Below are 11,515 nucleotides of genomic sequence, written 5' to 3'. Positions count from 1 at the left end.
GGCTGCGGCGGCCCACGGGGGCTTCGCCGGGTGACTGCGCGCTGGACCGCCACGCGCTTCCCTAACAAGTGTTTGGTAGGTTAGCTTGGGGTCATGAGCGACGTCGAGAGCCCGGCGTACGTCCCCGGGCACGGGCTGCTGACCGGCCGCACCGCCGTCATCACCGCCGCGGCCGGCGCCGGCATCGGCGGCGCCACCGCCCGCCGGTTCCTGGAGGAAGGCGCCCGCGTCCTGCTCAGCGACGCGCACACCCGCCGGCTCACCGGGACCGCCGAGGCCCTGGCCGGGGAGTTCGGCGCCGCGAACGTCACCGCACAGCCCTGTGACGTCACCGACGAGGACCAGGTCCAGGCCCTCTTCGACAGCGCCGTCCGCCTCCACGGCCGGCTGGACATCGTCGTCAACAACGCGGGCCTGGGCGGGACTTCGGATCTCGTCGACATGACCGACGAGCAGTGGAGCCGGGTGCTGGACGTGACGCTGAACGGCACGTTCCGGTGCACCCGGGCCGCACTGCGCCGCCTCAAGGGCCAGGGCGAGGGCGGCACCGTCGTCAACAACGCCTCCGTCGTCGGCTGGCGCGCCCAGGCCGGGCAGGCCCACTACGCCGCCGCCAAAGCCGGCGTCATGGCCCTCACCCGCTGCGCGGCGATCGAGGCCGCCGCCTACGGGGTCCGCGTCAACGCGGTCTCCCCGAGCCTCGCCATGCACCCGCACCTCGCGAAGGTCACCACCCCCGAGCTGCTGGAGGAACTCACCGCCCGCGAGGCCTTCGGCCGCCACGCCGAGCCCTGGGAGATCGCCAACGTCATCGTCTTCCTCGCGTCCGGCTACTCCTCGTACCTCACCGGCGAGGTCGTGTCCGTGAGCAGCCAGCGCGCATAGGACGACAATGACCCCGTGCCTACCAAGAAGAAGCCCCAGGTGACCGCCACCCCGGAGCGCCGCCGCGAACTGCTCGGCACGGCCGCCGAGGTCTTCGCCGAACAGGGCTATAACGCCACCACCGTCCGCAAAATCGCCGACGAGGCCGGCATGCTCGCCGGCAGCCTCTACTACCACTTCGACTCCAAGGAATCGATGCTGGAGGAGATCCTGCGGACCTTCCTCGACGAGCTGTGGGACGGCTACGACACCGTCCTCGCCGCCGGACTCGGCCCCCGGGAGACCCTGGAGGCCCTGGTCACCGAGTCCTTCCGGGAGATCGACCGGCACCGCGCGGCCGTCGCCATCTACCAGAAGGAGGCCCGCCACCTCGCCGCCCAGGACCGCTTCGCCTTCCTCGCCACGTCCCAGCGCAACTTCGAGAAGGCATGGCTCAGCACCCTGGAGCGCGGCGTCCGTGCCGAGGTCTTCCGGGCCGACCTCGACATCCGGCTCACCTACCGCTTCGTCCGGGACACCGTGTGGGTCGCCGCGTCCTGGTACCGCCCCGGAGGACAGCACAGCCCCGAGGAGATCGCCCGGCAGTACCTGTCGATGGTGCTCGACGGCATCTCCGTCCGCACCTAACCGTCGGCACCCAGCCGTCGCCACCCAGCCGTCCGCACCCGGTCGCCCCTACAGAGCCCGTCCGCACCCAGCCGTCCGCACCCGGTCGTCCCTACAGAGCCCGTCCGCACCCAGCCGTCCGCGCACCACTCATCTCCGATCCGATCTCCGCGAGGGAGTCGTCATGGCCGAGGCCTACATCGTCGAAGCGGTCCGCACACCCGTCGGACGGCGCGGGGGAGGGCTCGGCGCGGTCCACCCGGCCGACCTCGGCGCCCATGTGCTGACCGCGCTGGTCGGGCGGTCCGGCGTGGACCCGGCCGCCGTCGAGGACGTCGTCTTCGGCTGCCTGGACGCGGTCGGGCCGCAGGCCGGCGACATCGCCCGCACCGCCTGGCTGGCCGCGGGCCTCCCCGAGGAGGTGCCGGGCGTCACCGTGGACCGGCAGTGCGGCTCCTCCCAGCAGGCCGTGCACTTCGCCGCCCAGGGCGTCCTGTCCGGCACCCAGGACCTCGTCGTCGCCGGTGGCGTCCAGAACATGACCCAGATCCCCATCGCCTTCGCCTCCCGCCAGGCCGCCGACCCCCTCGGACTCACCGAGGGCCCCTTCGCCGGCAGCACGGGCTGGCGCGCCCGCTACGGCGACCGGCCCGTCAACCAGTTCCACGGCGCCGAACTCATCGCCGCCAAGTGGGGCATCACCCGCCTCGACCAGGAGGAGTACGCCCTCCGCTCACACCAGCGGGCGGTCCGCGCCCTGGACGAGGGCCGCTTCGACCGCGAGACCGTCCCCTTCGGGCAGGTCACCGCCGACGAGGGGCCCCGCCGGGACACCTCGCTGGAGAAGATGGCCGCTTTGAAACCGGTGGTCGAGGGCGGCACCATCACCGCCGCCTGCTCCTCCCAGGTCTCCGACGGCGCCGCCGCCATGCTCCTCGCCTCCGAGCGGGCGGTCCGCGAACACGGCCTCACCCCGCGAGCCCGCGTGCACCACCTCTCCGTCCGGGGCGAGGACCCCATCCGGATGCTCTCGGCGCCCATCCCGGCCACGGCCCACGCCCTGAAGAAGACCGGCATGTCCCTCGCCGACATCGACCTGGTCGAGATCAACGAGGCCTTCGCCCCGGTCGTCCTCGCCTGGCTGAAGGAGACCGGCGCGGACCCCGGCAAGGTCAACGTCAACGGCGGCGCCATCGCCCTCGGCCACCCGCTCGGCGCGACCGGCGTGCGCCTGATGACGACCCTGCTGCACGAACTGGAGCGCACCGACGGCCGGTTCGGCCTCCAGACGATGTGCGAGGGCGGCGGCCAGGCCAACGTGACGATCATCGAGCGGCTCTGAGACGAGGGCGTGGGCTCCCTTCCGTACCGGCGTCAGTCAGTGCCGTACCGGCGTCAGTCCCGTACAGACGTCAGTGCCGTACCGGCGTCAGTCCCGTAGCGGAACGCTCGCCCCCGCCAGCCGGTCGAGGGTCTCGTGGGCCTCCCGCATCACCCGCTCGACCAGCTCCCCGCACGACGGCAGGTCGTCGATCACCCCGGCGACCTGGCCCGACGCCATCACCCCGAGGTCCGTCCGGCCGTCGACCATCGCCGATCTGAGCAGCATCGGGGTGTTGGCGGCCAGCAGGACCTGGCTCCAGGACAGGTCCCTGCCGTGCCGCATCGCCAGGCCGTCGCGGATCATGCGGGACCAGGTCAGCCCGGAGAGGCGGCGGAAACCGGCGGCCCGGCGCACGGCCCGGGCGAGGGTTCTCGCGCGGCCCGCCCGCTCCAGCGCCTCCACCAGGTCGGTACGCAGCATGCGGTGCGGCATCCCGTCCACCGCCCTCGTCACCGTGACGTCCGCGACCGCCGCCGCGAGATACCGCGCCTTCACCGCGTCCGGCACCGTCGAATCGGAGGTCAGCAGGAACCGCGTGCCCATCGCGATGCCCGCCGCCCCGTAGGCCAGCGCCGCCACCAGGCCCCGCCCGTCGTGGAAGCCGCCCGCCGCCACCACCGGGATGTCCACCGCGTCGACCACCTGCGGCAGCAGCACGCTCGTCGCCACCTCACCGGTGTGCCCGCCGCCCTCGCCGCCCTGCACGATCACCGCGTCCGCTCCCCAGCCGGCCACCTTCTCGGCGTGCCGCCGCGCCCCGACCGACGGCACCACGATCACGCCCGCCTCCTTCAGCTCGGCGATCAGCTCGCGGGAGGGGGCGAGCGCGAACGACGCGACGCGCACCCCCTCGTCCACGATGATCCGCACCCGGTCGCCCGCGTCCCCGGCGTCGGCGCGCAGATTCACCCCGAACGGCTGGTCCGTACGGGACTTGACCTCCCGTACGGCCTCCCGGAGCCGGTCGAGGGTCATCGTGGCGGAGGCGAGGATGCCGAGCGCCCCCGCGTTGGCCGTCGCGGAGACCAGGCGAGGGCCCGCCACCCAGCCCATGCCGGTCTGCACGACGGGATGCCGGACGCCGACGAGGGCGGTCAGCGCGGTCTCCATCAGCGCCCGTCCCCGCCCGCCCTGCGCCCGTCCCCATGCAGGCGCCCGTCCCCATCCGCCGGCGGTGTCACCGGCTCCGGCACCTCCCGGTCCCGCAGCCCCTCCGGGTCGAGCACCGTCCGGATCAACTCCAGCTCTTGGCCGGTCGGTTCGCGGGTGAAGGGCACCTCGTCCGGGATCGTCAGCTCGAACCCCGTGGCCGCGCGCACCTGCTCGACGGTGACGCCCGGGTGGACCGAGGCGAGCCGCATCGAGCGGTCGCGGGAAGCGAAGTCGAGCACCGCGAGGTCGGTCACCACGCGGGGGAGACGGTGGAAGCGGGTGGCGCTCGGGCCCGCGGCGGCGGCCCGGTCGTACCCCACCCCGCACACCACGTCGACGCGCTCCACGAAGACCCGCCGGGAGTGCCGGGGTATCCAGTAACTGGTGGGGTTGTTCAGCGTGTTGACGGGGGCGCCGCGCATGCCGAGGAGCTGGCGGCGGGGGCGGGACCAGTCGCCGACGCAGGAGATGTTCTGGTTGCCGAAGCGGTCGAGCTGGCTCGCGCCCATCATCACGTGCCGCCGCCCGCCGGTCACCGCCGTGAGATGGCGTCGGTAGGGCAGCCAGCCCTCCGTGGTGCCGTCGAGGCCGACGAGCAGCGCCTCGCCGTCGGTCATCAGCAGGTCGGGCGAGAACGTGCGCCGGGCGAGACGGGCCCCGAGGGACGGCACGAGTCCCATGGGGCTGGCCAGCACCTCCCCGTCGCCCCGCCAGGCCTCGGCGCAGGCGATCACGCAGTACTCGGCTCGGGTGACGCTCACTGGTCCCGCTCCTTCCGCCAGGCCTGGACGGCGCTCTGGTAGGCGTGTTCGTCGCCGGAGAGGAAACGCCCGGCGAACTCCTCGTAGGGCGTGGTCGCGTACAGCTTCTGGAAGGCCTCGTCCCGCCCGTAGTCCGGGGCGCAGGAGGTGAAGTGCGCGCCGTTCGGCGTCTCCACCACCCCGGTGACGGCCGACCGCTGGACGAGCAGGGTCTGCGGGGCGGCCTCCTTCGTCAGCTCCGCCGTGTCCACGATCCGCTCGCACGAGACGTACGCGGTGTCGGCGGCCTCGCAGAACAGGTCGTCGAAGTAGGGGTCGGGGCCGAGATACTGGCCGTTGCCCGCCCGGTCCGCGCGGTTCAGGTGGACCAGGGCCGCGTCCAGGCGCAGGGCGGGCATGGCGACCAGCTCCTCCCGCACCCCCGTCGACGGGTCGGCGTACGGTGAAGTGACCGTGCGCAGGGCAGGGTTGACCCGCATCACGTCCGAGCCGATCCCGGCCCGCACCGGAAGGAACGGCAGCCGGTTCGCGGCGGCGTGCAGACCCCACATCAACATCGCCTCGTCCACCTCCGTCAGCTCGAACGCCCCGCGCTCGCGCGCCGCCCGGTAGTGCGGTTCGAGCGGGATCGAGTCGAGCGTCGCGAACGCGGTGACCAGCCTGCGGATCCGCCCGGCCGCCGCGAGCAGCCCGACGTCCGGCCCGCCGTACGCGACCACGGTCAGATCGGTGATCCCGCTCCGGAGCAGTGCTCTCACCAGGGCCATCGGCTTGCGGCGCGAACCCCACCCGCCGATGCCGAGTGTCATCCCGCTCTCCAGCCGGCCGACGACGTCCCGCGCCGACATGGTCTTGTCGCTCACTCCGGAACCTCCTTGCCGCGGTTGTCACTCACCCGGGGGCCTCCCCGCGCCCCCTTGCCGAAGGTGTCGCGGACGCGGCCGGCCACTCCGCCGAGCCCGGCCTCGAAGGTGAAGCCCTGCTCGAAGCGGTAGCTGCGGCGCACGTCCACCGGGTCGATGCCGTTGATCGCGGCCTTGGCGAGACGGATCAGCCGGCCGTCCTTCGCGGCGATCTCCCGCGCCAAACCCAGCGCCGCCGACAGCAGTTCCTCGCCCGGTACGACCTTCCAGACCGAGCCGTGCGCGTGCAGCTCGTCCGCCGTCGCCGTGCGCGAGGTGTAGTACAGGGCGCGCATCAGATGCTGCGGGACGAGCCGGGCCAGATGCGTGGCCGCGCCGAGCGCGCCGCGGTCCAGCTCGGGCAGGCCGAAGACGGCGTCCTCGCTCGCCACGATCGCGTCCGCGTTCCCCACCAGGCCTATGCCGCCGCCCAGGCAGAAGCCCCGCACCGCCGCGACGACGGGCACCTCGCATTCGTACACCGCGGCGAAGGCGTCCGCGCAGCCGTGGTTGGCGCCGATCAGCACCTCGTGTCCGGTGGGGTCGCGCTGTATCTCCTTGATGTCGACGCCCGCGTTGAAACCACGCCCCTCGGCCGTCAGGACGACACAGCGGACCTCGGGGTCGCGGCCCGCCGCGCGCACGGCGCCGGCCAGCTCGAACCAGCCGCGCACCGGCAGCGCGTTCACCGGCGGGTAGTCGGCCGTGACGACGGAAATCCCCTTTTCCGGGGACGAGGTGGAGACACCCATGGGCACATCAGCTACCTTTCCACCAAACGTTTGTTAGGTGTGATGCGAAGCTAGCAGCGATCCTGGCCGCGCGGGAGGGCCTGTGGACAACGTGGACAGCGGTGGCGGTGGCGGCGGAGGCGGCGCCGCGGCCGACCCCGGCGAAGCAATCACGGCCGACCCCGGCGACGCAACTGCGGCCGACCTCAGTGGCCGGACCGTCGTCGTCACCGGCGGTACCCGGGGCGTCGGGGCGGGGATCGCGTGGGCCTTCGCGCGGGCGGGCGCGCATGTCGTGGTCTGCGCCCGCCGCCCGCCCGAAGTACCGCCGGGGAAGGCCGACTTCGTCTCCGTGGACCTGCGTGATCCGTCGGCCGTGCGGGACTTCTTCGCCTCCCTGCCCCGCGTCGACGTCCTGGTCAACAACGCGGGCGGCGCCCCCTACCGGCCCCTCGCCGAAGCGGACGCCGAGCGGCACGCCCGGGTCATCCAGCTCAACCTGACCGCCCCGCTCACCGCCTCGCTCGCCGCGTACGACCTGCTCCGCAGAGCCCGGGGGTCGATCGTGATGATCGGGAGCGTGAGCGGTTCGCGTCCCTCGCCCGGCTCGGCGGCGTACGGGGCGGCGAAGGCGGGGCTGGAGAGTCTGGCCCGCTCCATGGCCGTCGAGTGGGCGCCGGAGATCCGGGTCAACACCCTGGTCGTCGGCATGGTCCGCACCGAGCTGGCCCATCTGCACTACGGCGGCGAGGACGGGATGGCGGCCGTCGCCCGCACCGTCCCGCTGGGCCGTCTCGCCCGGCCGTCCGACGTCGGGGAAGCCGCCGTCTTCCTCGCCTCGGACGCCGCCGCCTACATCAGCGGAGCCTCGATCCTCGTCCACGGCGGCGGGGAGCGGCCCGCCTTCCTCGACGCCGCGACGGTCAACAGGGACCGGCGCGGCGAACCGGCGCACAGGGACCCGCGAGGCGGCGAACCCTCCGACAAGGGCCGGAGCGGCGAACCCCCCGACAAGGACCAGCAGGGAGAACCGGCATGAGCGCACCGTTGCTGTGCGAGGGACGGGTCGTCGTCGTCACGGGCGCGGGCCGCGGGCTCGGCAGGGCGCACGCCCTGGCCTTCGCCGCGGAGGGCGCCCGGCTCGTCGTGAACGATCTCGGTGTCGGTCTCGACGGCACCCCGTCCCCGGACAGCCCGGCCCAACTGGTGGCGGACGAGATCCGCGCGGCGGGCGGCGAGGCGGTGGCCCACGGCGGCGACATCGCGACCACCGACGGCGCCGCCTCCCTCGTCCGCACCGCCCTGGACACGTACGGCCGGCTCGACACCCTGGTCAACAACGCCGGTTTCCTGCGTGACCGGATGCTCGTCAACCTCGACGAGGACGACTGGGACGCCGTCCTGCGGGTCCATCTCAAGGGCCACTTCCTGCCGCTCCGGCACGCTGCCGCGCACTGGCGGGCGGAGGCCAAGGCCGGCCGCACACCGGTGGCGAGGGTCGTCAACACCAGTAGCGGGGCGGGCCTGTTGGGGTCGGTCGGGCAGGGCAGCTACAGCGCGGCCAAGGCGGGCATCGTCGGCCTGACCCTGGTCGCGGCGGCCGAGACGGGCCGCTACGGAGTGCAGGTCAACGCCATCGCCCCGGCCGCCCGCACCCGGATGACCGAGCGGACCTTCGCCGAGACGATGACGGCGCCCGGTACCGGCTTCGACGCCATGGCACCCGAGAACGTGTCGCCGCTGGTGGTCTGGCTGGGCTCGGCCGCGAGCGCCGGGGTCACCGGCCGCGTCTTCGAGACCGAGGGCGGCCGGATCACGGTGATGGAGGGCTGGCGCCCCGGCCCGACCGCCGACAAGGGCGCCCGCTGGACCCCGGCCGAGGCAGGCGAGGCGGCCCGGAAACTCCTGACGGAGGCGGCGACTCCGGGAGCGGTGTACGGCGCGGAGTAGGGGAGTAGGGCGGCGCCCTCGCCTCAGCCCCCGGCCGCCCTCGCCTCAGCCCCCGGCCGCCCTCGCCTCAGCCCCCGGCAGCCTTCGTCCCCGCCGTGAGCAGCGCGATGATCTCGGCGTGCCCCGTCTGGAGTTCGTCGCCCGCGAACGGGATGCCCTGGGCGTTCAGGAGTTCGACCTCGATGGTGACGCCCTCGGCGGAGCCGCGGCGGCGGGTGACGGCGCGGTGTCCGGGCCCGTGCGTGCGGGCAAGCCCGGCCCGCAGCTCGGCCTCGACACCGACGCCGAGCAGGCGGCGGGCCTCCGCGATCGCCTCGGCCCGCGCGGTCGCCCCGTGCGCGAGCAGGGCCCGTACACAGCCGACGGAACCCCGCCGGGCCGCCGTCACCAGCGGAACCTCGCCCGACGGGCCCGGCCGGTCGGGGTCGGCGCCCGCCTTGAGGAGCAGCTCCGCGACCGCGCTGTGCCCGCACCGCAGCGCCCAGACCAGCGCGGTGAACCCGAACGCCTCCACGGTGTCGGGACCGGCCCCCGCGCCGAGCAGGGCCCGCACCACCTCGGTGTGCCCGCCGCAGGCCGCCCCGCACAGGGGAGCGTCCGTGCCCAGACTGAGCCGGTCGGGATCGGCGCCGGCCGCCAGCAGCAGCCGTACGATCCCGGGCTCGTCACTCACCGCCGCCACGTACAGCGCGCTCTGGCCGTCCTCGTCCACGCTCTCGGCGCTCACCCCGGCGCGCAGCAGCCGTACGACCGTGTCCTGGTCCCCTTCGTACAGGGCGGGGAAGAGGGCGTCGGCGGGGTGGTTCGTGCTCATCCCTCGACCCTCGCCCGCCAAGGTCACCGAAGGCAAAGGCATTTGGGGTGTCCTGTATCACCCGTTACCCGCCGCGGTCCTGCCTTTCGGATGACACCCGCTCGCGGTCACGGCCGGCGCGTGCGTCACGTGTCGCATTCCAGCACCGTCCGGCACAGCGCGCAGCGGGCGCGGACCCGGCCGCGTACCGGCACCCGGATCCGCTGGTGGCAGGTCGGGCAGGGGAAGGACACGCGCAGCGGGCCGGCGCTGTCGGCGGCGAAGGAGTAGGGGGCGTCCGGGGGCGCCGGGGCCGTGTGGTCCTGGGCGTGCCGGCGGTCCTTGGCGTAGCGGCGGCGGCCCGCCCAGCCGGCCGCGGTCAGCGGGGGCCGCTGCTCGTCGAGGCGGGCCCGCGCCATGCCCTTGGTGTACGCGGTGTACGCCTGCGGGCTGGTGAACCACACCGAGGGGTCCTCGCCGAAGACCAGCGCTCGCTTGGCGAGGACGTATCCGAACTCCTCGGGGGTCAGGTAGCCGAGCTTCTGCGAGGACGCGGCGTCCTCGCGGTAGGCGTCGAGGAGCAGCCAGCCCGCGCCGAGGTAGGCGGCGGCGGTGTCGGTGAGGATCTCGTTGGCGCGGGTGCCGGGAAAGGCGAGGTCGAGACGGTGCAGGTAGACGTGCATCACCTCGTGGGCGAGGGCGGCGCCGATGTCCCTGCGGTGGGTGCGGAAGCGGTCGTTCAGTTCGATGAAGTACTCGGGGCCCGCGGCGAGTTCGACGTTGGCCGCGTGGGTCATCTCGCGGAAACCGACGATCATCCGGGCGTCCGGCAGCCGGTAGTGCCGGACCATCTCGCGGGCCACGCGCTGGGCGCCGAGGTGCAGATCGTCGGCGTCGGCGAAGGCCACGTCGGCGGGGGCCACGCTGGCCGAGAACGTGTGCACGGTGTCGTACGAGAGCCGTTTCCACAGTGCGGTGATCGACGCCCGCACCGTGTCCAGATGCGGGAAGCCGTGCTCGACGGGTCCGCCGTTCGCCACGCCCGTACCCCCTGACGCCGGAAGTCGTCCCCACTCTAGGTCCTGTCGTCACCTCCCCGGCCTTCGCCGGGAGGGCGGGCAGGCGGGGAGGTGACGACAGGACCTGGGCGGGCTCTCGCCGGGCGGCCGACAGCGCGGTGCGGCGGCGGGCGTGTCTGGCCGAATCGCCGCTCTTGCCCGCGCCCGGCGGCGGTCCCCATAATCCCCAGCAGCTTGGCAGGAGCATGCCAGCAAGCGTCTCGGTGTCCCCAGCGTGTCCGTGTCCCGGCGGTGCCGGTGTCCGGCCGCTTCGGTGCCCCCGGCGTTTCCGTACCCCTGCCCGGCGGACAACCCCCCACGAAAGGAAGCGCGTTGAAGTCTCCGAAGAAGTCCCGCCTCGTCCGAAGACTGCTCGCCGTCGCCGCGGTCGTCCTCGCCGCCGCCTCGCTCCAGCCGCTGACCGCGCAGGCCGCCCCCGCACCCGTCGTCGGCGGCACCCGCGCCGCGCAGGGCGAGTTCCCGTTCATGGTCCGCCTCTCCATGGGCTGCGGCGGTGCCCTCTACACCCAGAGCATCGTCCTCACCGCCGCGCACTGCGTGAACGGCTCCGGCAACAACACCTCCATCACCGCCACCGCCGGAGTCGTCGACCTCCAGAGCGCCGGCGCCGTCAAGGTCAAGTCGACCAAGGTCCTGCGGGCCCCCGGCTACAACGGCAAGGGCAAGGACTGGGCCCTCATCAAACTCGCCAAGCCCATCGACCTGCCCACCCTGAAGATCGCCACCACCACCGCCTACAACAACGGCAACTTCACCGTCGCCGGCTGGGGCGCGGCCCGCGAGGGCGGAGCGCAGCAGCGCTATCTCCTCAAGGCCACCGTCCCCTTCGTGGACGACGCCACCTGCAAGCAGGCGTACGGCAGCGATCTCGTCCCCGGTGACGAGATCTGCGCCGGATTCGTCGCGCAAGGAGGCGTGGACACCTGTCAGGGCGACTCCGGTGGCCCCATGTTCCGCAAGGACGACACGGGCGCCTACATCCAGGTCGGCATCGTGAGCTGGGGCCAGGGCTGCGCGGAACCCGGCTATCCGGGGGTGTACAGCGAGGTCTCGACGTTCGCGGCCGACATCGCCAGGTCGGCGGCGGGTCTGTAACTTCCGCCCGTAACGCCCCCTGGGGTCGGGGCTGTCGCATCGCACCGGTCGGCACCGGGCGGCTCGGGTCGGCACCGGTCGGCACCGGTCGGCACCGGGCGGTACTGGTTGGCACCGGTTGGCGCCGTTCGACTCCGGCACGCAGGCGCCCGCGATCCCCGGTCGCGGGCGCTGTCG

At 73.4% G+C, this 11,515-nt stretch carries 12 protein-coding genes; 6 read left to right on the top strand and 6 right to left on the bottom strand.

Translation table 11 applies throughout. The features are described 5' to 3' along the window. The first annotated feature begins 93 nt into the window (after positions 1–93). From AB0912_RS14405 to AB0912_RS14395, 3 genes are all read left to right on the top strand, one after another. Positions 94–885, top strand: a complete 792-nt coding sequence (locus AB0912_RS14405; RefSeq protein WP_366699311.1) for an SDR family oxidoreductase — start codon at positions 94–96, stop codon at positions 883–885. A gap of 15 nt (positions 886–900) precedes the next feature. Beyond that, entirely contained in the window at positions 901–1,512 is a 612-nt protein-coding gene (locus AB0912_RS14400) for a TetR/AcrR family transcriptional regulator (protein WP_366699309.1), read from the top strand. 163 nt (positions 1,513–1,675) lie between these two features. After that, positions 1,676–2,833 (top strand): acetyl-CoA C-acetyltransferase, encoded by a 1,158-nt coding sequence (locus tag AB0912_RS14395; RefSeq protein ID WP_366699307.1) that lies wholly within the window; start codon positions 1,676–1,678, stop codon positions 2,831–2,833. Positions 2,834–2,920: 87 nt separating this feature from the next. Here the strand turns inward: AB0912_RS14395 and AB0912_RS14390 are convergent, their stop codons facing one another. From AB0912_RS14390 to AB0912_RS14375, 4 genes are read right to left on the bottom strand one after another with little or no spacing between them, the layout of a single operon-like run. Beyond that, on the bottom strand, positions 2,921–3,985 hold the full coding sequence (locus AB0912_RS14390) for a nitronate monooxygenase (protein WP_366699305.1): 1,065 nt from the start codon (positions 3,983–3,985) through the stop codon (positions 2,921–2,923). Further along, the gene (locus tag AB0912_RS14385) at positions 3,985–4,788 is read right to left on the bottom strand and encodes a CoA-transferase (protein ID WP_366699303.1); all 804 of its coding nucleotides are present in this window, start codon (positions 4,786–4,788) and stop codon (positions 3,985–3,987) included. Before AB0912_RS14385 ends, AB0912_RS14390 begins: the two co-directional genes overlap by 1 nt. Further along, complete coding sequence (locus tag AB0912_RS14380; protein ID WP_366699301.1) at positions 4,785–5,651, bottom strand: CoA-transferase; 867 nt, start codon at positions 5,649–5,651, stop codon at positions 4,785–4,787. Before AB0912_RS14380 ends, AB0912_RS14385 begins: the two co-directional genes overlap by 4 nt. Next, the gene (locus tag AB0912_RS14375; RefSeq protein ID WP_366699299.1) at positions 5,648–6,442 is read right to left on the bottom strand and encodes an enoyl-CoA hydratase family protein; all 795 of its coding nucleotides are present in this window, start codon (positions 6,440–6,442) and stop codon (positions 5,648–5,650) included. Before AB0912_RS14375 ends, AB0912_RS14380 begins: the two co-directional genes overlap by 4 nt. Before the next feature lie 148 nt (positions 6,443–6,590). Here AB0912_RS14375 and AB0912_RS14370 point away from each other — a divergent pair, with 148 nt between their 5' ends. Further along, positions 6,591–7,460 (top strand): SDR family oxidoreductase, encoded by an 870-nt coding sequence (locus AB0912_RS14370; RefSeq protein WP_366699351.1) that lies wholly within the window; start codon positions 6,591–6,593, stop codon positions 7,458–7,460. Beyond that, positions 7,457–8,371: an SDR family oxidoreductase gene (locus AB0912_RS14365; protein ID WP_366699297.1), complete on the top strand. Its 915-nt coding sequence runs from the start codon at positions 7,457–7,459 to the stop codon at positions 8,369–8,371. Before AB0912_RS14370 ends, AB0912_RS14365 begins: the two co-directional genes overlap by 4 nt. Before the next feature lie 67 nt (positions 8,372–8,438). Here AB0912_RS14365 and AB0912_RS14360 read toward each other — a convergent pair whose 3' ends face one another. Further along, positions 8,439–9,185: an ankyrin repeat domain-containing protein gene (locus tag AB0912_RS14360; protein WP_366699295.1), complete on the bottom strand. Its 747-nt coding sequence runs from the start codon at positions 9,183–9,185 to the stop codon at positions 8,439–8,441. Positions 9,186–9,310: 125 nt separating this feature from the next. Continuing rightward, a complete protein-coding gene (locus tag AB0912_RS14355; RefSeq protein WP_366699293.1) occupies positions 9,311–10,204 on the bottom strand; it encodes a hypothetical protein in 894 nt (297 codons plus the stop codon). Between the two features lie 351 nt (positions 10,205–10,555). On the opposite strand from AB0912_RS14355, the gene AB0912_RS14350 reads away from it, so the two are divergent. Next, on the top strand, positions 10,556–11,338 hold the full coding sequence (locus AB0912_RS14350; RefSeq protein WP_366699291.1) for a serine protease: 783 nt from the start codon (positions 10,556–10,558) through the stop codon (positions 11,336–11,338). The last annotated feature ends 177 nt before the right edge of the window (positions 11,339–11,515 follow it).

The sequence above is a fragment of the Streptomyces sp. NPDC007084 genome (assembly GCF_040703595.1).
Classification (GTDB): domain Bacteria; phylum Actinomycetota; class Actinomycetes; order Streptomycetales; family Streptomycetaceae; genus Streptomyces.
The sequence above is the reverse complement of the archived record's forward strand: the minus strand, read 5'-3'. Positions and strand labels throughout refer to the sequence as shown.